Annotated in this window: 24 protein-coding genes; 20 read left to right on the top strand and 4 right to left on the bottom strand. The window is 66.4% G+C overall.

The annotated features are described in order from the left end of the window. Positions 1-81 precede the first annotated feature (81 nt). From R2C4_RS09480 to R2C4_RS09385, 20 genes are all read left to right on the top strand, one after another. Positions 82-450 (top strand): hypothetical protein, encoded by a 369-nt coding sequence (locus tag R2C4_RS09480; RefSeq protein WP_141890442.1) that lies wholly within the window; start codon positions 82-84, stop codon positions 448-450. Continuing rightward, on the top strand, positions 443-1,729 hold the full coding sequence (locus R2C4_RS09475; protein WP_141890441.1) for a DNA-packaging protein: 1,287 nt from the start codon (positions 443-445) through the stop codon (positions 1,727-1,729). Before R2C4_RS09480 ends, R2C4_RS09475 begins: the two co-directional genes overlap by 8 nt. Before the next feature lie 296 nt (positions 1,730-2,025). Then, the gene (locus R2C4_RS09470; protein ID WP_141890440.1) at positions 2,026-3,240 is read left to right on the top strand and encodes a phage portal protein; all 1,215 of its coding nucleotides are present in this window, start codon (positions 2,026-2,028) and stop codon (positions 3,238-3,240) included. After that, positions 3,233-3,457: a GTA head formation protein, RCAP_rcc01685 family gene (locus R2C4_RS09465; protein WP_024090123.1), complete on the top strand. Its 225-nt coding sequence runs from the start codon at positions 3,233-3,235 to the stop codon at positions 3,455-3,457. Before R2C4_RS09470 ends, R2C4_RS09465 begins: the two co-directional genes overlap by 8 nt. 26 nt (positions 3,458-3,483) lie before the next feature. Further along, a complete protein-coding gene (locus R2C4_RS09460; protein WP_244940812.1) occupies positions 3,484-4,053 on the top strand; it encodes an HK97 family phage prohead protease in 570 nt (189 codons plus the stop codon). After that, positions 4,050-5,231, top strand: coding sequence for a phage major capsid protein (locus tag R2C4_RS09455; RefSeq protein WP_141890438.1), 1,182 nt, complete (start codon positions 4,050-4,052; stop codon positions 5,229-5,231). Before R2C4_RS09460 ends, R2C4_RS09455 begins: the two co-directional genes overlap by 4 nt. A 182-nt stretch (positions 5,232-5,413) precedes the next feature. Next, on the top strand, positions 5,414-6,013 hold the full coding sequence (locus R2C4_RS09450) for a head-tail connector protein (RefSeq protein WP_141890437.1): 600 nt from the start codon (positions 5,414-5,416) through the stop codon (positions 6,011-6,013). Then, entirely contained in the window at positions 6,010-6,342 is a 333-nt protein-coding gene (locus tag R2C4_RS09445; RefSeq protein WP_141890436.1) for a head-tail adaptor protein, read from the top strand. Before R2C4_RS09450 ends, R2C4_RS09445 begins: the two co-directional genes overlap by 4 nt. Continuing rightward, entirely contained in the window at positions 6,339-6,746 is a 408-nt protein-coding gene (locus R2C4_RS09440; RefSeq protein WP_141890435.1) for a DUF3168 domain-containing protein, read from the top strand. The genes R2C4_RS09445 and R2C4_RS09440 overlap by 4 nt, the downstream gene beginning before the upstream one ends. Positions 6,747-6,792: 46 nt before the next feature. Next, positions 6,793-7,206 carry a phage major tail protein, TP901-1 family gene (locus tag R2C4_RS09435; protein WP_141890434.1) on the top strand — a complete coding sequence of 138 codons (414 nt, stop codon included), beginning with the start codon at positions 6,793-6,795 and terminating at the stop codon, positions 7,204-7,206. Positions 7,207-7,209: 3 nt separating this feature from the next. Further along, entirely contained in the window at positions 7,210-7,530 is a 321-nt protein-coding gene (locus tag R2C4_RS09430) for a gene transfer agent family protein (RefSeq protein WP_141890433.1), read from the top strand. Continuing rightward, positions 7,527-7,742, top strand: coding sequence for a rcc01693 family protein (locus tag R2C4_RS09425; RefSeq protein ID WP_141890432.1), 216 nt, complete (start codon positions 7,527-7,529; stop codon positions 7,740-7,742). The genes R2C4_RS09430 and R2C4_RS09425 overlap by 4 nt, the downstream gene beginning before the upstream one ends. Then, complete coding sequence (locus R2C4_RS09420) at positions 7,735-8,394, top strand: phage tail tape measure protein (RefSeq protein ID WP_141890431.1); 660 nt, start codon at positions 7,735-7,737, stop codon at positions 8,392-8,394. Before R2C4_RS09425 ends, R2C4_RS09420 begins: the two co-directional genes overlap by 8 nt. A 17-nt stretch (positions 8,395-8,411) precedes the next feature. Continuing rightward, the gene (locus R2C4_RS09415) at positions 8,412-9,044 is read left to right on the top strand and encodes a DUF2460 domain-containing protein (RefSeq protein WP_141890430.1); all 633 of its coding nucleotides are present in this window, start codon (positions 8,412-8,414) and stop codon (positions 9,042-9,044) included. After that, positions 9,041-9,928, top strand: coding sequence for a DUF2163 domain-containing protein (locus tag R2C4_RS09410; protein WP_141890429.1), 888 nt, complete (start codon positions 9,041-9,043; stop codon positions 9,926-9,928). The genes R2C4_RS09415 and R2C4_RS09410 overlap by 4 nt, the downstream gene beginning before the upstream one ends. Continuing rightward, positions 9,925-10,464 carry a C40 family peptidase gene (locus R2C4_RS09405; protein ID WP_058287030.1) on the top strand — a complete coding sequence of 180 codons (540 nt, stop codon included), beginning with the start codon at positions 9,925-9,927 and terminating at the stop codon, positions 10,462-10,464. The genes R2C4_RS09410 and R2C4_RS09405 overlap by 4 nt, the downstream gene beginning before the upstream one ends. Next, positions 10,464-14,378, top strand: a complete 3,915-nt coding sequence (locus tag R2C4_RS09400; protein ID WP_141890428.1) for a baseplate multidomain protein megatron — start codon at positions 10,464-10,466, stop codon at positions 14,376-14,378. Before R2C4_RS09405 ends, R2C4_RS09400 begins: the two co-directional genes overlap by 1 nt. Next, a complete protein-coding gene (locus R2C4_RS09395) occupies positions 14,375-14,683 on the top strand; it encodes a DUF7742 family protein (protein WP_141890427.1) in 309 nt (102 codons plus the stop codon). Before R2C4_RS09400 ends, R2C4_RS09395 begins: the two co-directional genes overlap by 4 nt. Before the next feature lie 154 nt (positions 14,684-14,837). Further along, a complete protein-coding gene (gene cysE / locus R2C4_RS09390; RefSeq protein ID WP_058287027.1) occupies positions 14,838-15,650 on the top strand; it encodes a serine O-acetyltransferase in 813 nt (270 codons plus the stop codon). 301 nt (positions 15,651-15,951) lie between these two features. Continuing rightward, positions 15,952-17,016, top strand: coding sequence for a PLP-dependent cysteine synthase family protein (locus R2C4_RS09385; RefSeq protein ID WP_141890426.1), 1,065 nt, complete (start codon positions 15,952-15,954; stop codon positions 17,014-17,016). Between the two features lie 284 nt (positions 17,017-17,300). Here the strand turns inward: R2C4_RS09385 and R2C4_RS09380 are convergent, their stop codons facing one another. The 4 genes from R2C4_RS09380 to R2C4_RS09365 form a co-directional block, all read right to left on the bottom strand. Next, positions 17,301-18,776, bottom strand: a complete 1,476-nt coding sequence (locus R2C4_RS09380; RefSeq protein WP_141890425.1) for a Hint domain-containing protein — start codon at positions 18,774-18,776, stop codon at positions 17,301-17,303. A 399-nt stretch (positions 18,777-19,175) separates the two neighbouring features. Beyond that, a complete protein-coding gene (locus R2C4_RS09375) occupies positions 19,176-20,498 on the bottom strand; it encodes a pyruvate dehydrogenase complex dihydrolipoamide acetyltransferase (RefSeq protein ID WP_141890424.1) in 1,323 nt (440 codons plus the stop codon). A 1-nt stretch (position 20,499) separates the two neighbouring features. After that, on the bottom strand, positions 20,500-20,760 hold the full coding sequence (locus R2C4_RS09370; protein WP_058287023.1) for a hypothetical protein: 261 nt from the start codon (positions 20,758-20,760) through the stop codon (positions 20,500-20,502). A gap of 8 nt (positions 20,761-20,768) precedes the next feature. Further along, positions 20,769-22,139: a pyruvate dehydrogenase complex E1 component subunit beta gene (locus R2C4_RS09365; RefSeq protein ID WP_141890423.1), complete on the bottom strand. Its 1,371-nt coding sequence runs from the start codon at positions 22,137-22,139 to the stop codon at positions 20,769-20,771. Between the last annotated feature and the right edge of the window lie 4 nt (positions 22,140-22,143).

Here is a 22,143-nt window from a genome sequence, read left to right as displayed (position 1 = left end):
GGACGGCCCCGGATTCCCTCCACCGGCGGCCGTCCTGTCTTTCTCTCGTGCGGACAAGAAACGCATGAGGCAGAGCAACCCATGACAGACAACACACACGACCAGGACGGCGCCGCCGTCCTGCAGCGGCAGGTGCATTACACCGCCGATCTCCTGCGCTCGCTGCAGGAGAGCATACACCGCCTGCGCAACGCGGCGGAGGAGCTTCGGGAGCAGCTTGAAACCACCGGCGGCGATGAGGCCACCGGCGCAAGGGCGCAGATCAGCAGGCTCGAGGGCCTGATCCGCGATTGCCAGAAAGTGGAGAAAGTCATTGCAGAACAAAGCACCGAATTCGCCCGCATGCTCAAATCAGAGCACGAACTCGATCTCGGCGCGGCGCGCGCTGCTGTCGAATGCGGACTTTCTCGCCTGCGTGCCGCCCTGGCTGCTGAACTGCTTCTTGGATGAGCTGGACCGGAAAACCCTCTGCGCGCTGCCGCATCTCTTTGACATCTGGGCGCTGGACCACCAGCGCCCGCCGCCGGGGGATTGGCGCGCCTGGGTGATCCTGGGCGGCCGTGGCGCAGGGAAAACAAGGGCAGGGGCCGAATGGGTCCGCTCGCTGGCCGAAGGTGCGCGCCCGCACGACCCCGGCACCGCCCGCCGCATCGCGCTGGTGGCGGAAACCTATGACCAGGTGCGCGACGTGATGATCCATGGCGACAGCGGCATCCTGGCCTGCGCGCCGCCCGACCGGCGGCCCAAGTGGAAAGCCTCGGAGCGCAAGCTGATCTGGCCCAACGGGGCCGAGGCGCAGGCGTTCTCCGCCCATGACCCCGAGGCGCTCCGCGGCCCCCAGTTCGACGCCGCCTGGGCGGATGAACTGGCCAAGTGGAAGAAGGGGCAGGAGAGCTGGGACATGCTGCAGTTTGCCCTGCGGCTGGGCCAGGACCCCCGCGTCTGCGTCACCACCACGCCGCGCAACGCGCCGGTGCTGAAGCGGCTCTTGGCCTCACCCAGCACCGTCCAGACCCACGCCGCGACCGAAGCCAACCGCGCCAACCTTGCGCCGTCCTTTCTGGAGGAGGTGCGGGCGCGCTATGCAGGCACCCGCCTTGGCCGGCAGGAACTGGACGGGGTGATGCTGTCGGACATCCAGGGCGCGCTCTGGACCACCGCAGCGCTGGCCGCGGCGCAGGTGGCCGACGCGCCGCCGCTCGACCGGGTGGTGGTCGCCGTCGACCCGGCGGTCAGCGCGGGCAAGGACTCCGACGCCTGCGGCATCGTGGTGGCGGGGGCCGTCACCCACGGCCCGCCGCAGGACTGGCAGGCCTATGTGCTGGCCGATTGCACGGTGCAGGGGGTCGGTCCCCTGGCCTGGGCGCAAGCGGTGATCGCCGCCCGCGACAGGTTTGACGCCGAACGGGTGGTGGCAGAGGTGAACCAGGGCGGTGCCCTGGTCGAAACCGTGCTGCGCCAGGCCGACCCGCTGGTGCCCTTCCGCGCCCTGCACGCGAAGAAGGGCAAATCTGCCCGCGCGGAACCCGTCGCGGCGCTTTATGAGCAGGGCCGGGTGCGCCACCTGCCGGGGCTTGGAGAGCTGGAGGACCAGATGTGCCAGATGACCCCGCAGGGCTACCGCGGCAGCGGCTCGCCCGACCGGGTCGATGCGCTGGTCTGGGCGCTGCATGAGCTGATCATCCAGCCCGCTGCAAACCTTAGGAGGCCGCAGGTGCGGGTCTTATAGCCTCTTCTCAAAACTGACCGCCCGGCCGCCAGGCCGGGCAGCGCCCGTCCCGCCCCCCACGGAGCGGGCGCTTCGCTTCCTCCCCGTCGGGCCGGGCGCCGCCCTAAGCACTTCGCAACACCGGGTGAAATTCATCATAAGTGAATAATTACAGTGTCTTGACGCAGGGTGTTGCGTACCCGCCGTACGCTCCGCTTGCCGGATCTTCAGCTCTTTCTGTCCCTAATGATCCTCAGCAAAGGCGCACCAGCCCCAAGGGGTCCGGCGCCGGAGATGAACAACCTGAGGAGCGGACCATGGTCTTTGACCTGCTGCGGCGCAACAAGCCCGAACCCCCACAGCCCGGCCTGGAGCAGAAGGCCAGCCAAACCGCCCGCGTGGTGTCCTGGCACGGTTCCGGCCGCACCGCCTGGAGCCCGCGCGACACCGTGTCCCTGACCCGCAGCGGCTTTGCCGGCAATCCGGTCGCCCACCGGGTGATCCGCCTGATTGCCGAGGCCGCCGCCGCCGTGCCGCTGGTGCTGCAGGACAGCCGCCAGCGCTATGACACCCACCCCTGGCTGGCGCTGCTGGCGCGTCCCAACCCGGCCCAGACCCAGGCGGAACTGCTGGAGGCGCTCTATGGCCACCTGCTGCTGTCCGGCAACGCCTATATCGAGATGGTCGCGGCAGAGGACGCAACGCCCGCAGAACTGCATGTGCTGCGCTCCGACCGGATGAACGTCGTGCCCGGTCCGGATGGCTGGCCCGCGGGCTTTGACTATGTGGCCGGCGGGCGCAAGCACCGCTTCGCCAACGAGCCCGGCCAGCCGTCGATCTGCCATATCAAGAGCTTTCACCCGCAGGACGACCACTACGGCCTGTCCCCTCTGCAATCGGCGGCGATGGCGATTGACGTCCACAATGCCGCCTCCCGCTGGTCGAAGGCGCTGCTGGACAACGCGGCCCGCCCCTCAGGCGCGCTGGTCTGGACCGGCTCCGACGGCCAGGGCCAGATGTCCGACGATCAGTTCCGCCATCTAAGTGAAGAGATTCAATCAAACTTTCAGGGTGCGCAGAATGCCGGCCGCCCGATGGTGCTGGAGGGCGGGCTGGACTGGAAACCGATGGGCTTCTCGCCGTCGGACATGGAGTTCCAGAAGACCAAGGACACCGCCGCCCGCGAAATCGCGCTGGCCTTCGGGGTGCCGCCGATGCTGCTCGGCATCCCCGGCGACGCAACTTACGCCAACTACCAGGAGGCCAACCGCGCCTTCTACCGGCTGACCGTGCTGCCGCTGGTGGCCAAGGCCACTGCCGCATTGGCCGACTGGCTGGCGGGCTGGACCGGCGAAGAGCTATGCTTGAAGCCCGACCTCGACCAGCTGCCCGCCCTGGCAGCCGAGCGCGAGGCGCAGTGGCGGCGTATCACTTCCGCGGATTTCCTCAGCAATGAGGAAAAGCGGCAGCTGCTGGGGTTGCCCACAGAAGCCCCGGCCGCGCCGCAGACGGAGGGCGGACAGGATGACTGAGCACCCGATGCACGCATTTGATTGTTCACCGGGATTGCGCCTGTCCGCCCATGAGCGGGTGGCCCAGATCCAGCATGAGGCGGTGAACCGCCGCCTCGACCGGATCGAACAGATGATGGAGCGGCTGGAGAAACGCCTCTGGCTCACCGTCTACGGCGTCGCCGCGGTGATCCTGGCGCAGGCCTTCCAATCCTTCCTGACGGTGCAATTGCCGTAACACCAATGACTTGCGAGGCTCAGATGATGCAGGGAACTCCCCAGCTGGAACATAAATTCGCACGCTTCGGCGAGGATCTCTCGCTGAAGGACGCCACCGGAATCGAAGGCTACGCCAGCCTGTTCGGCCAGACCGATCAAGGCGGCGACGTGGTCGAGCGCGGCGCCTATGCGGCATCGCTTAAGGCGCTCCGGGATCAGGGCCGCACGGTCAAGATGCTGTGGCAGCACGACCCGCACCAGCCAATCGGCGTCTGGGACGAGGTGCGCGAGGACAAGCGTGGGCTTTACGTCAAGGGCCGCATCCTGACCGCCACCCCCAAGGGCGCCGAGGCCGCCGCGCTGATCGCGGCGGGCGCGATTGATGGCCTCTCCATCGGCTACCGCACCCAGAAGGCCACCCGGGCCCAGGACGGCAGCCGCCGCCTGACCCAGGTGGAGCTGTGGGAGGTGTCGCTGGTCACCTTCCCGATGCTGCCCGCCGCCCGTGTGGCGGCCAAATCCGCCGCCGCAGATGCCGAAGCCGAAGCGCTGCGCGCCCTGGCCGATGGCCTGCGCCAGATCACCCGCGACCTCAAAACAGGACACCCGACATGAGCAACCAAGACCTCCCGGCAAACACCGGGGACGCAGCGCCCCTGGCGCATGAAGTGAAACAGGCCGTGACCGGCTTTCTTCATGAATTCAAGGGGTTTCAGGACGACATGCAATCAAGACTGAAACAGGCAGAAGAGCGAGTGAACATGCTGGACCGTAAGACAATCTCTCAGAACCGCCCCCATCTGGCAGCCAGCCAGGACGCGGGCGCGCCGCATCAGAAGGCGTTCAACGCCTACCTGCGCTGCGGCGACGACGACGGCCTGCGCGGGCTTGAGCTGGAAGGCAAGGCGATGTCCACCGCCGTGGCCAGCGATGGCGGCTATCTGGTCGATCCGCAGACGTCGGAAACCGTGAAATCGGTGCTGAACGCCTCCGCCTCGATCCGCGCCGTGGCCTCCGTGGTGCATGTGGAGGCGTCCTCTTATGACGTGCTGATCGACCACAGCGAAATGGGGGCCGGCTGGGCCAATGAAACCGGCCCCGCGGCGGAGACCTCCACCGGCTCCATCGACCGCATCACCATCCCGCTGCATGAACTCAGCGCGCTGCCCAAGGCGTCGCAGCGGCTGCTCGATGACAGCGCCTTTGATATCGAGGGCTGGCTGGCCACCCGCATCGCCGACAAATTCGCGCGCTCCGAGGCCGACGCCTTTATCAACGGCGACGGTATCGACAAGCCCACCGGCTTCCTCAACTACCCGGTGACCGAAAACGGCACCTGGACCTGGGGCGAGATCGGCTACAGGGTTTCCGGCGTCGACGGCGATGTCGGCAATGGCGACGCGATCATCGACCTGGTCTATGCGCTGGGGGCCGAATACCGCGCCAATGCCACCTTCATTCTGAACTCCAAGACCGCGGGAATGCTGCGGAAACTGAAGGACGCTGATGGCCGCTTCCTGTGGTCTGACGGCCTGGCCGCAGGCGAGCCTGCGCGCCTCATGGGCTACCCGGTGCTGATCGCCGAGGACATGCCAGACCCGGCCTCCAACAGCTACTCTATCGCCTTCGGCGACTTCCGCGCCGGCTATACCATTGCCGAGCGCCCGGACCTGCGCGTGTTGCGCGACCCCTTCAGCGCTAAGCCGCATGTGCTGTTCTACGCGACCAAGCGCGTCGGCGGCGATGTCAGCGACTTTGCCGCGATCAAGCTGATGAAATTCGGCCTGAGCTAACCGCTCAGCGCTGATGGCGGACCGGCAGCCCGGTCCGCCGGCTGGCACGCACCCCATATTTCCTTGCCGTCTAGCTGCTCCCCCTCCGTCCGAGCGGCAGGGAACGGTGCGTGCCGGCCGAACCTTCAAAAACGGACAGCAGATCAGGGCCGGCTCAGGGGGAGGCCCGCAGGAGTGAGATGATGATGCTGAGCGAAGTGACCCCCGTGCCCGAGGCCGCCCTGCCGCTGGCCCCCTTCAAGGCGCATCTGCGTCTGGGCACCGGCTTTGGCGAGGACAGCCTGCAGGACGAGGTGCTGTTTGGCTTCCTGCGCGCCGCCCTGGCCGCGGTGGAAGGAAGGACCGGCAAGGCACTGATTACCCGGGATTTTGAGCTGGAGATCCGCCACTGGCGCGACCGCGCCCGGATGGTGCTGCCGATCGCCCCGGTGCGGGCGGTGACAGAGGTGATGATCCGTGACGCCGCAGGAGCTGAGACGGTTCTGAACCCTTCCGCTTACCAGCTGGAGCGTGACAGCCAGCGCCTGCGTTTGTGCCCGGCCGGCAGCCTGCTGCCCGCCATCCCGGCCGGCGGTCTGGCGCGGATCACCCTGCAGGCCGGCATGGCCGCGGACTGGGGCGGCTTGCCTGCCGATTTGGGCCAGGCGGTGATGCTCTTGGCGGCGCATTATTACGAATACCGGGCCGACACCGGCCTGCATGGCGGCTGCATGCCCTTCGGCGTCACCAGCCTAATCGAACGCTACCGCAGCCTGCGGCTGACATTGGGAGGATTGGCATGAAACAGCCCCCGAACCTCACCCGCAAGCTGGTGCTGGAAGACCCCCAGCGCGCCCCCGACGGCGCCGGCGGATACACCGAGACTTGGGTTGCGCTTGGCACCCTCTGGGCCGAGGTGAAATCCCTCTCGGGCCGCCTGGCCGGTGACAGCGTATCTTTGCAGAAATACCGGATCACCCTGCGCGCATCGCCGGAGGGTTTTGCATCCCGTCCGCGCCCGGACCAGCGCTTCCGCGACAATGAACGCCTCTACCGCATTGATGCGGTTGCAGAAAGCGCCCCGGACGCCCGCTACCTCACCTGTTTCGCGGTTGAGGAGGTGAGCGGATGACCTATGCCATCGCAGGCGGGCTGCAATCCGCCGTCTACACCCACCTGACCGGCGACGCGGGCCTCTCCGCGCTGGTCGGCAATGCGATCTATGACGCGATCCCCGCAGGCCCCTTGCCGCAGACCTATGTGGCGCTGGGATCGGAGGAGGTGCTGGACCGCTCCGACAAGACCGCAGGCGGGGCGGAGCACCGGTTCTTCGTCACCGTCACCACTGACACTGCCGGGTTTGCCGGCGCCAAGGCTGCCGCCGCAGCCGTCTGCGACGCGCTGGTCGGCGCCTCCGTGCCGCTGCCGCGCGGCCAGCTGACCGGCCTCTGGTTCGACCGCGCCAAGGCCGAGCGGCTGACCACCGGCGGCAGGCAGATCACCCTGCGCTTCAGGGCGCGGGTGGATGACGTCTGAACCTCAGAAACCTGATGAAACCAATTGAAATACATGGAGAACCCCCATGACAGTTCAAAACGGCAAGGACCTGTTGGTCAAAGTGGACATGAACGGCGCTGACCTGTTTGAAACCATCGCCGGCCTGCGCGCCACCCGTATCAGCTTCAACGCCGAAAGCGTAGATGTGACCAGCCTCGAAAGCCAGGGCGGCTGGCGCGAATTGCTGGCAGGCGCCGGTGTGCGCTCCGCCAGCATCTCCGGCTCCGGCATCTTCCGGGACGAGGCAACGGATGAGCGCGCCCGGCAGCTGTTCTTCGAAGGCCTCACGCCGGAGTTCCAGGTGATCATCCCCGATTTCGGCATCGTGCAGGGGCCGTTCCAGGTCACAGCACTTGAATACGCGGGCAGCCACAACGGCGAGGCGACTTATGAGCTGTCGCTCGCCAGCGCCGGCCAGCTCAGCTTCTCGGCGGTCTAAGCGATGATGAACCCCCACGCTGGCGAGGCGGAATTGCTCGTGAATGGAAACCCTTACGTGCTGAAGCTGACGCTGGGCGCGCTGGCGGGGCTGGAGGCCGCGCTGGAGGAAGGCACGCTGGTCGATCTGGTGCAGCGGTTCGAACAGGGCCGGTTTTCTGCCCGCGATGTGCTGGCGCTCCTGGCGGCCGGCCTGCAGGGCGGCGGCCATGATCTCAGCCGCGAAGACCTCGCTGCCGCCACCATCACCGGCGGCCCGATGCAGGCGGCGCGGGTGGCGGCGGAGCTGTTGGTGCGCAGCTTTGCCGTGCCGGAAGAGCCATGAGCGGACTGGACTGGCCCGCGCTGATGCGCGCCGGGATGGCGGGGCTGAAGCTGCTGCCGCGCGACTTCTGGCAGCTGACGCCGGCGGAACTGCGGCTGATGCTGGGCGAGGCTGCGGCACCGCAGCCGCTCAGCCGCCACCGGCTGGCGGCCTTGATGCACGATTTCCCGGACGCGCCCAGCCCGGCAAACAAGGAGACAAAAGATGACTGACTCATCGTCGATGGCGGAACTGGAACTGCAGGGCGAAGCTTTGGGCGAAGCGCTGGACGGTGCCTCTGGAATGGCCGCGGCCTTTGCAGAAGTGCTGGGGCGGGTCAAGGAGGGGTTCTCCGAAACCGGGCGCGATGCGCAGATCCTGGACCGAAGTCTTTCCAAGGGCTTACGGCGCGCTTTTGAGGGGCTGGCCTTTGACGGCGACAGCCTGTCGGAGGCGATGGACACCCTCGCGCGCTCAATGATCCGAACTACCTACAACGCGGCGATGAAGCCGGTGACCAATCATCTCAGCGGCATGATGACCGAGGGGCTGACCTCCCTGATCGGAAACATTCTGCCCTTCGCCAATGGTGCGGCCTTCAGCCAGGGCAAGGTGATGCCCTTTGCCAAGGGCGGTGTTGTCACCAGCCCCACAGCATTCCCGATGCGCGGCGCCACCGGGCTGATGGGCGAGGCCGGGCCGGAGGCGATCCTGCCGCTCACCCGCGGCGCTGACGGCTCGCTGGGCGTGCGCAGCCAGGGCGGCGGTTCGGTCAGCGTGGTGATGAATGTGACCACCCCGGACGTCAAAGGCTTTGAACGCAGCCGCAGCCAGATCGCCGCGCAGCTGTCGCGCGCGCTCAGCCGCGGCGGACGCAACCGTTAAGGATGGAGGGTAACACAATGAATTTCCACGAAGTCCGCTTTCCCGCCTCGCTCAGCTTCGGCTCCGTCGGCGGCCCGGAGCGGCGCACCGATGTGGTGACGCTGGCCAACGGGTTCGAGGAGCGCAACACCCCCTGGGCGCACTCCCGCCGCCGCTATGACGCGGGGCTGGGCCTGCGCGCGCTGGAGGATATCGAGACGCTGATCGCCTTTTTCGAGGCCCGCCAGGGCCAGCTCTACGGCTTCCGCTGGAAAGACTGGAGCGATTACAAATCCGCCAGTGCCAGCGCGGACGTTGCCTTTGACGATCAGGTGGTTGCGACCGGCGACGGCGCCACGGTGACCTTTCAGCTGGCCAAGACCTACCGCTCCGGCGCCTTCACCTACCAGCGCCCGATTGCCAAACCGGTGGCGGGCACGGTGCGGGTCGGGATCGGCCAGGACGAGCTGCGCGAGAGCGTCGATTACGAGCTGGACACCGCCACCGGCCTGATCACCCTGGCGCATCCGCCGGAGAAGGGCCTGAGCATCCGGGCGGGGTTCGAGTTCGACGTGCCGGTGCGGTTCGACACCGGCAGCATCCAGACCAGCGTCGCCTCGTTCCAGGCGGGCGAGGCGCCGGCGGTGCCGGTGGTGGAGGTGCGGGTATGAGCGGGCTGTCCGAAGTCTTCCGGGCCCATGTGCAGTCCGGCATCACCACCCTGTGCCGCTGCTGGGCGCTGGCGCGGCGCGACGGTGCGGTGCTGGGCTTTACCGACCATGACTGCGTGCTGCGCTTTGACGGGCTGGCGTTTCAGCCCGGCAGCGGCCTGACGGCGCGGGCGGTGAGCCAGGCCACCGGCCTGTCGGTCGACAACACCGAGGCGCTGGGGGTGCTGAGCGATGCCGCAGTGCGCGAGGCGGACATCGAGGCGGGCCGCTTCGACGGCGCCGAGGTGCGCTGCTGGCTGGTGAACTGGCAGGATGTCTCGATGCGCTGGCTGCAGTTCCGCAGCTCGATTGGCGAGATCCGCCGGGCCGGCGGCGCCTTTCAGGCGGAACTGCGCGGGCTGACGGAGGCGCTGAATCAGCCGCTGGGGCGGATCTATCAGAAACCCTGCACCGCGGTGCTGGGCGATGCCGCCTGCGGGTTTGACCTCGGGACGCCCGGCTATGCCGCGGAGCTGGCCGCCGCAGAGGTGGAGCGCAACGAGGTGTTCCGCTGGGACGCTTTGCCGGGGTTTGAGCCGGACTGGTTCACCGGCGGGCGGCTGACGGTCCTCAGCGGCACGGCTGAGGGGCTGTGGGCGGCGGTCAAGGCCGACCAGTCCACGGCTGACGGCCGGAAAATCGGCCTGTGGGAACCCATCCGCGCTGCGGTGCAGCCTGGTGATACGGTCCGGCTGGAGGCGGGCTGCGACAAGCGGCTGGAGAGCTGCCGCCTGAAGTTCAACAACCTGCTGAACTTTCAGGGTTTCCCCGACATTCCGGGGGAGGACTGGGTGATGGCGGTGCCGCGCCAGTCGGGCGTGAACACCGGGGGCAGCAGGCGATGAGCCGGGTGGTGCAGGCTGCCCGCGGCTGGATCGGCACGCCCTATGTACATCAGGCCTCCTGCAAGGGGGCGGGCTGCGATTGCCTGGGCCTGATCCGGGGCCTGTGGCGCGAGCTGTGCGGGGCCGAGCCGGAGCTTCCGCCCGCCTACACGATGGACTGGTCCGAGCCGCAGGGCACCGAGGCGCTGTGGCAGGCGGCGGCGCGGCATCTGACGGCAAAGCCGTTGCGAGACGCTGCCCCCGGCGACGTGATCCTGTTCCGCATGCGCGAAGGATCGGTGGCCAAGCATCTGGGGGTGCAGTCTCAGGCTGGCAGCAATGAGACGAGGGCAATGCCTGGCCGCGGGCGGAAACGAAGTGCCCGCCCGGGGGGGCGGACGGGCACTGCCCGGCCTATCGGCCAGGCGGAAGTTGTCAATTCAGGCCCCGCCTTCATCCACGCATACGCCGGCCACGGGGTTGTCGAAAGCCCGCTGAGCCCGCCCTGGCAGCGCCGCATCGTGGCGCGGTTTCACTTCCCGAAGGAGCTGAACTGATGGCAACCATTCTTCTCTCTGCCGCAGGCGCGGCGGTTGGCGGCGCAATCGGCGGCACTGTCGCGGGCCTCTCGTCCGCGGTGGTCGGCCGGGCGGTGGGCGCCACACTGGGCCGCATGATCGACGAACGCCTGCTGGGCTCAGGCTCGGCCCCGGTGGAGACCGGCAAGGTCGACCGCTTCCGCCTGACCCAGTCCAGCGAGGGCAGCCCTGTCGCGCAGGTCTATGGCCGGATGCGGCTGGGCGGGCAGGTGATCTGGTCCTCGCGGTTCCTGGAAACCTCCACCACCAGCGGCGGCGGCGGCAAGGGCCGGCCCAGCCAGCCGCAGGTCACCAGCTACAGCTATTCGGTGTCGCTGGCGATTGCGCTCTGCGAGGGGGAAATCGCCCATGTCTCCCGCATCTGGGCCGATGGGGAGGAGGTGGCGCCCAAGGATCTGAACATGACCGTCTACCGGGGCACAAAAGACCAGCTGCCCGACCCGGTGATGGAGGCGGTCGAGGGCGCGGGCCAGGTGCCTGCCTACCGCGGTACGGCCTATGTGGTGTTCGAGAACCTGGAGCTGTCGCGCTTCGGCAACCGGGTGCCGCAGTTTTCCTTTGATGTGCTGCGGCCGGAGCAGGTGGACAGCGGCACCTATGCGCAGGATCTGGGCCAGCTGGTGCAAGGCGTGGCGCTGATGCCGGGCACCGGCGAATACGCGCTGGCCGCCGAGACGGTGCAGTATTCCGGCGGGCCGGGCGATGCGAAGGCGGCCAATGAGCATACGCCCTCGGGGATGAGCGACCTCAAGACCTCGCTGACCGCGCTGGAGGCGGAGCTGCCGTCCTGCGGCGCGGCCTCGCTGATCGTGTCGTGGTTCGGCGATGACCTGCGCTGCGGCAGCTGCACCCTGACACCCAAGGTGGAGCATAAGGAGGCTGAGGGCAGTCTGCCCTGGAGCGTCAGCGGCCTGACCCGCGGGACGGCGGCGCAGGTGCTGACGCAGGAGGGCAAGCCGGTGTATGGCGGCACCCCCGCCGACGCCTCGGTGATCGAGGCGATCCGGGAGCTGCAGGATCGGGGCCTCAGGGTGATGTTTTACCCCTTCATCCTGATGGACCAGGCCGAGGGCAACGAATTGCCCGATCCCTGGACCGGCGGCGCCAGCCAGCCGCATCTGCCGTGGCGGGGGCGGATCACACTGTCCGCCGCGCCGGGGCAGCCCGGCTCGCCCGATGGCACCGCGGCGGCGGAGGCTGAAGTGGCGGCGTTCTTTGGCACCGTCACGGCGGCGGATTTCACCGTGGGGGACGGCACGGTTGCCTACAACGGGCCGCAGGAATGGAGCCTCAGCCGCTTCATCCTGCACAATGCCGCGCTGTGCGCAGCGGCGGGCGGGGTGGAAGCCTTTTGCATCAGCTCCGAAATGCGGGCGCTGACGCAGATCCGCGGTGCCGCGGGCTTTCCGGCGGTGGCAGCCCTGCGCGCCCTGGCGGCAGAGGTGCGGCTGCTGCTGGGGGCGGAGACCAAAATCGGCTATGCCGCCGACTGGTCGGAATACTGGGGCTATCAGTCGCCGGAGGGCGACCGGTATTTCCATCTCGACCCGCTGTGGGCGGATGACACCATCGACTTCATCGGCATCGACAACTACATGCCGCTCAGCGACTGGCGCGAAGGCGAGGATCACCTGGACGCGCGCTCCGGCGTGCCCGCGGTCTATGACCTCGGCTACCTGCGCAGCAATGTGGAGGGCGGCGAGGGGTTTGACTGGTATTACCACTCGCCCGAGGCTGCAGCGGCGCAGATCCGCACGCCGATCACTGACGGCGCGCATGATGAACCTTGGATCTGGCGCTACAAGGATATCCGCAACTGGTGGATGCAGGAGCATCACGAGCGGGTCGGAGGGGTGCGCCAGGCCGCGCCCACCGCCTGGGTGCCGCAGAGCAAACCCATCTGGTTCACCGAACTGGGCTGCGCCGCCATCGACAAGGGCACCAACCAGCCGAACAAGTTCCTGGATCCGAAAAGCTCTGAATCCAAACTGCCTAAATATTCCAACGGGTTGCGCGACGATCTGATGCAGATCCACTACCTGCGCGCGATCCTTGGCTATTGGGGCGAGGACGCCAACAATCCGGTTTCCGAGGAATACGGCGATCGCATGCTGGATATGTCCAACGCCTATGTCTGGGCCTGGGACGCGCGGCCGTTTCCGGCCTTTCCCAGCCGGGCGGACATCTGGACCGACGGCGAAAACTACCTGCGCGGCCATTGGCTGAACGGGCGGGCCGGGCAGCGCACGCTGGCCTCGGTGGTGGCGGAGGTGTGCCGCTGCGCGGGGCTGGAGGATTTTGACGTCTCGCGGCTTTACGGCGTGGTGCATGGCTATGTGAACCCGGATGTGAGCGATGCGCGCGCGGTGCTGCAGCCCTTGATGCTGCGCTTCGGGTTCGACGCGGTGGAGCGCGGCGGGACGCTGCAGTTCCGGATGCGCAGCGGCAGCGGGGCCGAGGCGCTGGCGCTGGAGCATCTGGCCGAAAGCGGCGAGCTGGAGGGCACGCTGGAGCTCTCCCGCGCCAGTGAAGCGGAGCTGGCGGGGCGGGTGCGGCTGCGGTTTACCGAATGGGGCGGCGACCATGCCGCCGGGTCGGTGGAGGCGGTCTTGCCCGATGAGGCCACCCATTCCGTCAGCCAGACCGAGCTGCCGCTGGCGCTGACCGGGGCCGAGGCGCGCCAGGTGGCCGGGCGCTGGCTGGCCGAGGCGCGGATCTCGCGCGATACGCTGCGGTTCCAGCTGCCGCCCTCGATGCTGCATCTGGGCGCGGGGGATGTGGTCTCGCTGCCGCTGGAGGGGGGTGAACAGCTCTACCGCATCGACCGGCTGGAGCAGGCTGAGGCGCAGCTGGCGGAGGCGGTGCGGATCGAGCCCGGTACCTATGACCTGGCCGCGGTGGCGGAGGAGTTGCCGGGGGTCAACGCCTTTGCAGCGCCGGGGCCGGTGCTGCCCCTGTTCCTGGACCTGCCGTTGATGCGCGGCGATGAGGTGCCGCACGCGCCGCATCTGGCGCTGACGGCGCGGGCCTGGCCCGGCAGTGTGGCGGTCTATGGCTCGGAGGCGGATGAAAATTACGCGCTGGAGCAGGTGATTGCGGCGCGGCAGGTGATCGGGGTCACGGAGACACCGCTGTTGGCCGCAGGCGCCGGGCGCTGGGATCTGGGGGCGGATCTGCAGGTGAAGCTGATCTCCGGTTCGCTGGAAAGCCGCACCGTTGAGGCGGTGCTGAACGGCGCCAATGCGGCCGCCATCGGCGATGGCACGCCCGGCAGCTGGGAACTGTTCCAGTTCCGCGCGGCAGAGCTGATTGCGCCGCAGACCTACCTGCTGCGCGGGCGCTTGCGCGGCCAGCAGGGGACCGATGCCGTGATGCCGGAGGTCTGGCCTGCCGGGTCTTACGTCGTGCTGCTGGACGGCACGCCGGTGCAGCTGGAGCTGGCGCCGGAACAGCGCCGCCGGGTGCGGCATTACCGGATCGGGCCTGCGCGCCGGGCGCTGGAGGATCCGTCATATGTGCACCGGCAGGAGAGCTTTGAGGGCATTGGCCTGCGGCCTTATGCGCCGGTGCATCTGCGGCTGAGCGGCGCGCTGGGCGAAGACATTGCCGCCGTCTGGGTGCGCCGCACCCGGATCGAGGGCGACAGCTGGGAGCTGGACGAGGTGCCGCTGGGCGAAGAGACGGAATCCTACCGCATCCGGGTGATGCGCGGGACCGCGGTGCTGCGGGAGGAGACGGTGGCCGCGCCGGGCTGGGCCTATCCGGCAGCGGCGCAGGCGGCGGACGGGGTGCAGGCGGGCGATGTGCTGGAGGTGGCGCAGCGGTCGGCGCGGTATGGCGCCGGGCCCGCGGTGCGGGCCGTTCTGGAATGATCCGCCCGGTGCTGCCCGGCGATGTCTCTGCGGTGGCGCGGGCGCTGCTGGCGGTGCCGGAGAGCGGCCGCCTGCGCCTGTGCCGCCGCATTTTCGGCGGCGCGGCAGAGGCGGCGGCGCATTGCCGGATGCTCAGGCGCCTGCATCCGCGCTGGGGCGACGGCTCGCTGAATGCGGCGGCCCGGCGGTTCGCGCTGGCAGAGGAACCGTTTCTGGATGACGCGGCGTATCTCAGCTGCACCCGGCTGGTGCTGCGGGAACTGGCGGGGGTGCTAGACGCGGAAGGGGAGCCTCCCGCCCGCTGAACCCGGCAGGAAACCTGCCCGGCCAGCCGTTGGGCGTGGCGCCGCCTGCCTGCGGCGGCGTTCCATCGATAACGAAAATGTACCCCATCACGGGTTTGCGTTTGCCGAAAAAGCCCTTAGATGGCTATCTTGAGCGGAGAAAGGATGCATCGCCATGTTCAAAACGCAGCACGCCGTCGCCTCGCTGGATCCCGTCTGGGACCGGATCACCAAGGAAGCCCAGGACGCTGTCGACTCGCAGCCGCTGATGGGCGGGCTGATCCATGCCTGTATCCTGCACCATAAATCGCTGCAGAAGGCGCTGTCCTACCGGATTTCCGCCAAGCTGTGCTCGAACGAGATGTCGATGACCATCCTGCGGGAGATCGTCGATGCCGCCTATGAGGCCGACCCCGGCATCGTGGAAGCCTCGCGCGCCGACCTGATGGCGGTTTATGAGCGCGATCCGGCCTGCCACCGGTTGCTGCAGCCGATCCTCTATTTCAAGGGGTATCAGGCGGTGCAGGCCTACCGGATCGGCCATTGGCTGTGGCAGCAGGGCGACTGGGATCTGGCGTATTTCTTCCAGATGCGGATTTCCGAGATCTTCGGCGTCGATATCCATCCGGCGGCGGTGATCGGCAAGGGGATCATGATCGACCATGCCCATTCCATCGTCATCGGCGAGACCGCGGTGGTGGGCGACAATGTGTCGATGCTGCATTCGGTGACGCTGGGCGGCACCGGCAAGGAGGAAGAGGACCGGCATCCGAAGATCGGCGACGGGGTGCTGATCGGCGCCGGCGCCAAGGTGCTGGGCAACATTAAGGTCGGCCATTGCAGCCGCATTGCTGCCGGGTCGGTGGTGCTGTCGGAGGTGCCGCCGTGCAAGACCGTGGCGGGCATTCCGGCGCGCATCGTCGGCGAGGCGGGCTGCGACCAGCCCTCGGTCAGCATGGACCAGCGGTTTCCGAACGGTTCCGACTGAGGGGAGCGCCGCAGGCCGCGCCGCAATTTGAGTATTTTTGGAAGATGAAAGGGGCGCGGAATGCGCCCTTTTTTACTGCCTTCTCCGGCAGGAAATAATGTTTCTGTATAGAGGGTTGCGGGAGGCTGTTGATCCTTTGCCCGGGGGCGGGGCAGCCTGCGGTTCCGCAAACCGGCGCGACGGGCGGAGGGCGGTCTTATTTGACGGCAACCTCGGCGGGCTGGCTTGAACCCGGTTGCGCCGGGGCGCATAGTCCGGGGCAACAGCTTCTTTTCTGCAGTTTCTATTTGGGGGACAGACCATGATTTACACGACCGAAGGCCGCGGGCGGCTCTATGGCTCGATCCTGGAGACGGTGGGGAACACGCCCGCGATCCGGCTGAACCGCATCGCGCCGGATCATGTGACCATCTACGTGAAATTCGAGGCGTTCAACCCGGCGGGGTCGGTGAAGGACCGGCTGGCGCTGAACATCATCGAGGCGGCGGAGCGGGAGGGGCGGCTGAAGCCCGGCCAGACAGTGGTGGAGGCGACCAGCGGCAACACCGGCATCGGCCTCGCCATGGTCTGTGCCGCCAAGGGGTATCCGCTGGTGATCACCATGCACGACGGGTTCTCCGTCGAGCGGCGGCGGCTGATGCGGATGCTGGGTGCCAAGGTGGTGCTGACCCGCAAGGAGGACAAGGCGGTGGGCATGGTGGTGAAGGCCAAGGAGCTGGCGGAGGCCAACGGCTGGTTCCTGGCGCATCAGTTCGAGACCAAGGACAACGCCGACATTCATGAGAGCACCACCGCGCGGGAGATCCTGGGGGATTTCGCGGGCGAGCGGCTGGATCACGTGGTGCTGGGCTATGGCACCGGCGGCACGGTTGCGGGTCTCGGGCGGGTGCTGAAGGGCGCGCGGCCCGATCTGAAGATCACCCTGAGCGAGCCGTCCAACGCGGCGCTGGTGCAGTCCGGTGAGGCGCAGGCGCGTAACGATGAGGGCGAGCCTGCGGCGACCCATCCGGCCTTCAACCCGCATCCAATCCAGGGCTGGACCCCGGATTTCATCCCGCTGGTGCTGCAGGAGGCGCTGGACGAGGGCTATTTCGATGCGCTGGAGCCTGTGAGCGGTGAGGAGAGCATTGCCTGGTCGAAGCGGCTGGCGGCGGAAGAGGGCATTCTGACCGGGATTTCAGGCGGCGGCAGCCTGGCGGCGGCGGTCAAGGTGGCGGTGCGGGCGCCGGAGGGGGCAGTCCTTCTGGCGATGCTGCCGGATACCGGCGAGCGCTATCTCTCGACGCCGCTGTTTGACGGAATTGCTGCGGAGATGGATGAGGCGGAGCAGGCGCTGTCGGCCTCGACCCCCGGGTATCAGTACTGATCTGCGCGCCGCCGCTGGCGTGGTGCTGGCGGCGGCGGTTGCGCAGGTGAGTATTTGGGGAAAGATGAAAGGGGGCGGGGGCGTTCCCTTTCTAAGTTTCGATGGTTCTTGGGGGACGTGTAGCCCGCCTGTCTCAATGTCCACGAAGCGGGGGTTTGCTGCCGTTTTCCGCAGGTGCGGCCCGAGACCCTAGCGTACCGCAGCTAAGCGCAAGAGCAGGCTATGAAAAGTCGCTGAGGCGCATCAGCCCACACGTTGCAACACTGCAGCGCAGCTATCGCTCCTCAGCCATTTAATGGGCGGAAATCAGAATCCTGATTTGCTGATTTCGGCAAATGAGAGAGCAGTAATTGGCCTTCATGAGACTTCAGCGCGAGGCGCGCTGTCGGGCCGTAGCGTTCGAAATCCCCGAAAAGCTCCAGAACCTCCTCCCGCGTTTCAGCATCAAAGGACCCTAGAGTTTCAGCTCCCGGATGATAGCTCTCACTTGCAAGACCGTTGCCGCAGAGAATTTCATGCTCATCAAACAGCAAGTGGACATAGGTCACCGGCTGGCCATCTGCCCGCACTTGGATTGTTGTGCCGTTCACAAGATGCTTCGCCTTGACCAAGACTTCGGACTGTCCAAATAGCAGCTCTGCCAGCTCAGAAGAAATCAGCACCCGGTGGTTTTGCGACACGGCGATTGGGCCATGATCGCCAAGCGCATGAGCAGCAAAGACCACCGGTGCATGGCGGCCTGTTGCGTGGCGGGTGCTGTACCCGATCCAGCGCAGTGGCTGCAGACCGTGATCCCGGGTCATGACCTCGGCTCCCACTTCCAGGTCTTCGACAGCGACTGAGCCGTACCTTGTATCGATCTGTGTGCCTGCCACGAAACACGGCGGAGCACCTGTAACGGTTTCGACCTTTACCGATCCGACATCGCTGTTTCCTCGATCATCCACAACCGTATAGGAAAACGTGCTGGTTTCAGACACAGTGCTGTCATTTGTGATCGAGAGCGTGCCGTCCGCATTCAGGGTCACGACTTCACCGCTGCTCAGCGTTACGGACTGACCGGAGGAAACAGCCTGGCCCGCAATATGGGTGATCGTCAGGCTGCTGCCGTCGCTGTGGAGGTCGTTTTCCAGAACGTTCAGGATCTCGGAGCCATCGCCTGAGATTTGGAAGACATCGCTTTTTGCAACCAGATCCGGCTCAAACGGACCCGTCATCGTGTCGATGTCCGAATTCCAGACCAGATCCCCGAGCAAACCGCCTTCCGGCAGACCTGAGAAGTCGAGGATCATTGTGGTATAGAGGTCTCCGGCAGCCTCGCTTCCGGACAAATTCACAATCCCGGTATATGTCGCCGTGATAGTCCCGGACAGGTCTTCATATTCGGGAGCAACTTTGAACGGAAAGCCGTTCTTGGAGGTTGGCGTGGACCCCCCGAGAGGATCATCGTCCATGGCAAAGGTCGTATCAAACACCGAGCTGGCCGGTGCAAGATCGATCTCAAGCGAGGTCAGCAGTTTCGTCGTCGATAGCTCGTGCCAGCTGTAGCCGAAGAACATATCGATGTCTGCGCCTGCCGCCCCGCCATTGGTATAGGGATCCAAGGCCTGCCACGTCAGGGTTTCCGTGGTGCCATCGGCGTAGGTTGCCGTGATACGGGCGCCTTCCAGATCTACCCCGCGAGAGGATGTGTCGGGTCGGACGTTATAGGCACTTTCATGCGGGTCTTCATCAAGCCGAACAATATCAATCGCAGGCATGACTATAGCCTCTTTCGAATGGATGCGGCCGAACCAAGTTAGATTGCCATGCCGGCAGCATTTGGCGGTCTTGAAAACACATTAGGGTGCTATGAACGCGCAGTATGGGATCACGGTGGCATAAACACAGCAGAATTGGGGCATGAATTGCGGATTGAGATCTGCCAATCGAACCAAATCATCTGCTTACGCCGAAAAATAGAATGCAGTTCACGTATTTCCTGAAGCCGCCACAGGTTTGCTGTGCTTGAAAGCTGTCCGGTGCAGATGCAGCGGCAGGACTGCTGCGCAAGGGCCGCGAAGGGCTTGAAGCGGCCGATTGAGGCCGGTAGCAGCATTACAAATGCAAAGCCCCGGTCGTGGACCGGGGCTTTGTTTTTGTCTAAAGGAGGCAGCCTCTTAGGCCAGCATCACCATCGGGTTTTCCAAGTTGCCGACGATCGCCTTCAAGAGGTCCGCGCCGAGGGCGCCGTCGATGACGCGGTGGTCGACCGACATGGTGACGCTCATTACCGTGGCGACCTTCAGTTCGCCGTCAGCGCCGACAACCGGTTTCTTGACGCCGGAGCCGACCGCCAGAATGCCCGCGTGCGGCGGGTTCACGATGGCGTCGAAATTGTCGATGCCGAACATGCCAAGGTTGGAGATTGCGAAGCTGCCGCCCTGGTATTCATGCGGTGCCAGCTTGCGGTCGCGGGCGCGCTTGGCGAGGTCCTTCATCTGCGCGGACAGGGCGGAGAGCGATTTCACGTCGGCGTCCTGCAGCACGGGGGTGAACAACCCGCCCTCGATGGCGACGGCAACCGCCACGTCGGAGGCTTTCATCTTGAGCACCCGGTCGCCAGCCCAGACCGCGTTGGCGTCCGGCACCGCTTGCAGCGCCAGCGCCACCGCCTTGATGATGAAGTCGTTGACCGAGAGCTTGACGCCGCGGCCTTCGAGCTGCTTGTTCAGCTCGCCCCGGAATTTCAACAGCGCGTCGAGCTGGATGTCGCGGCGCAGGTAGAAATGCGGGATGGTTTGCTTGGCCTCGGTAAGGCGGGCGGCGATGGTCTTGCGCATGCCGTCGAGCTTGACCTCTTCGAACTCGCGGCCCTCGTACATGCGGGCGACCATGTCGGCGGAGGGGCCGGCAGGGGCGGCGGCAGCGGCAGGAGCGGCAGCGGCGGCCTCTGCCTTGGGTGCTGCGGCGGCTGCGGCCTGCGGTTTCGCATCCATAACGTCGGCCTTGACGATGCGGCCCTTGGGGCCGGAGCCCTTGATCTGGGCTAGGTCCAGGCCCTTGTCCGCGGCGATGCGGCGGGCCAGCGGCGAGGCGAAGATGCGGTTGCCGTCCGCGCCCTGCGGGGCGGCGGGGGCAGCTTTGGCCTCTTCCTTGGGGGCCTCGGCTTTGGCTTCGGACTTGGCTTCAGCCGGCGCCTCTTCCTTGGCCGGGGCGGATGCGCCGCCGCCGGAGGACTGGATGTCGTCGGCGCTTTCGCCGTCTTCCAGCAGCACCGCGATGGGGGTGTTGACCTTCACGCCCTCGGAGCCTTCGGCGATCAGGATCTTGCCGATCACGCCTTCGTCCACGGCTTCAAATTCCATGGTGGCCTTGTCGGTTTCGATCTCGGCGATCAGGTCGCCGGAGGAGACGGTGTCGCCCTCCTTGACCAGCCATTTGGCAAGGGTGCCTTCCTCCATGGTGGGAGAAAGCGCGGGCATCAGGATTTCGGTGGGCATGTCAGCGCTCCTCAATCAGAACAATTTGGTCATAGGGCGCCTTGGGGCGCCCGGTGCCGCGGGCAAGCTGGGTGATCGCGGCTTCGATCTTGTCTTTGTATTCGGCCATCCAGACGTAGGCCTCCTGATGGGAGGGCCGCGAGCCGATCAGCCGTGTGTCTGCTGCCAGCCGTTCGGGAACCAGTGCGGTGACTGTGCGCCCGTCGACGGTCAGCGTGACGCGGTAGCATTCGGTTTCGGGATCGCGGCCCCTGATTTCCATCTTCGTCCTTAGCGGTAGGTCACTTGCTTCACGGCTTCCACCACCTCATCCGTGGTGATCAGCGCGTGGCGTTCCAGGTTGGCGGCATAGGGCATGGGCACGTCCTTGCCGGTGCAGGTGATGACCGGCGCGTCCAGATAGTCGAACGCCTGCTGCATCACCTCGGAGGCGATGTAGCTGCCGACGGAACCCTGCGGCCAGCCTTCCTCGACCGTGACCAGGCGGTTGGTCTTCTTGACCGATTCAATCACCGTGGGCAGGTCCATCGGGCGCAGCGTGCGCAGGTCGATGACCTCGGCGCTGATGCCGTCCTGGGCCAGCTTCTCGGCGGCTTCCAGCGCGTACTGCATGCCGATGCCGAAGGAGACGATGGTGGCGTCGGAGCCTTCGCGCCAGATCCGGGCCTTGCCGAAGGGGATGGTGAAATCATCCAGTTTCGGCACGTCGAAGGCGCGGCCGTAGAGGATTTCGTTCTCCAGGAAGATCACCGGGTTGGGATCGCGGATCGCGGTCTTCATCAGACCCTTGGCGTCGGCGGCGGAGTAGGGCATCACCACCTTGAGGCCGGGGATCTGCATGTACCAGGCGGCGTAGTCCTGCGAGTGCTGGGCACCGACGCGGGCGGCCGCACCATTGGGGCCGCGGAACACCATCGGGGCGCCCATCTGGCCGCCGGACATATAGAGCGTCTTGGCTGCCGAGTTGATGATGTGGTCAATCGCCTGCATGGCGAAGTTGAAGGTCATGAACTCGACAATCGGGCGCAGGCCGCCGAAGGCGGCGCCGGTGGCGATGCCGGCAAAGCCGTGCTCGGTGATCGGGGTGTCGATCACCCGCTTGGAGCCGAATTCGTCCAGCAGGCCCTGGGAGACCTTGTAGGCGCCCTGATACTCGGCGACTTCCTCGCCCATCAGGAACACGTCCTCGTCGCGGCGCATTTCCTCGGCCATGGCGTCGCGTAGCGCTTCGCGCACGGTGGTCTGCACCATCTCAGTGCCTTCCGGGTAGTCGGGTTCCAGCACACGGCTTTCGACCGGTGCAGGCGCGGCGGCAGCAGCGGGGGCTGCGGGCGCCTCAGCTGCGGGTGCCGGGGCTTCAGCAGCCGGGGCAGGGGCTGCGGAGGCGTCATAGCTTTCGCCGTCTTCCAGCAGCACCGCGATGGGGGTGTTCACCTTGACGCCTTCGGTGCCTTCACCGATCAGGATCTTGCCGACGGTGCCTTCGTCGACGGCTTCAAACTCCATCGTCGCCTTGTCGGTTTCGATTTCCGCCAGGATGTCGCCGGAGCTTACGGTATCGCCCTCCTTGACCAGCCATTTGGCCAGGGTGCCTTCCTCCATGGTCGGCGACAGGGCGGGCATCAGAATTTCAGTTGCCATGTCT

The sequence above is a fragment of the Leisingera aquaemixtae genome, from assembly GCF_006740765.1.
GTDB classification, from domain to species: domain Bacteria; phylum Pseudomonadota; class Alphaproteobacteria; order Rhodobacterales; family Rhodobacteraceae; genus Leisingera; species Leisingera aquaemixtae.
This window is presented reverse-complemented; position numbering and strand designations above follow the sequence as displayed.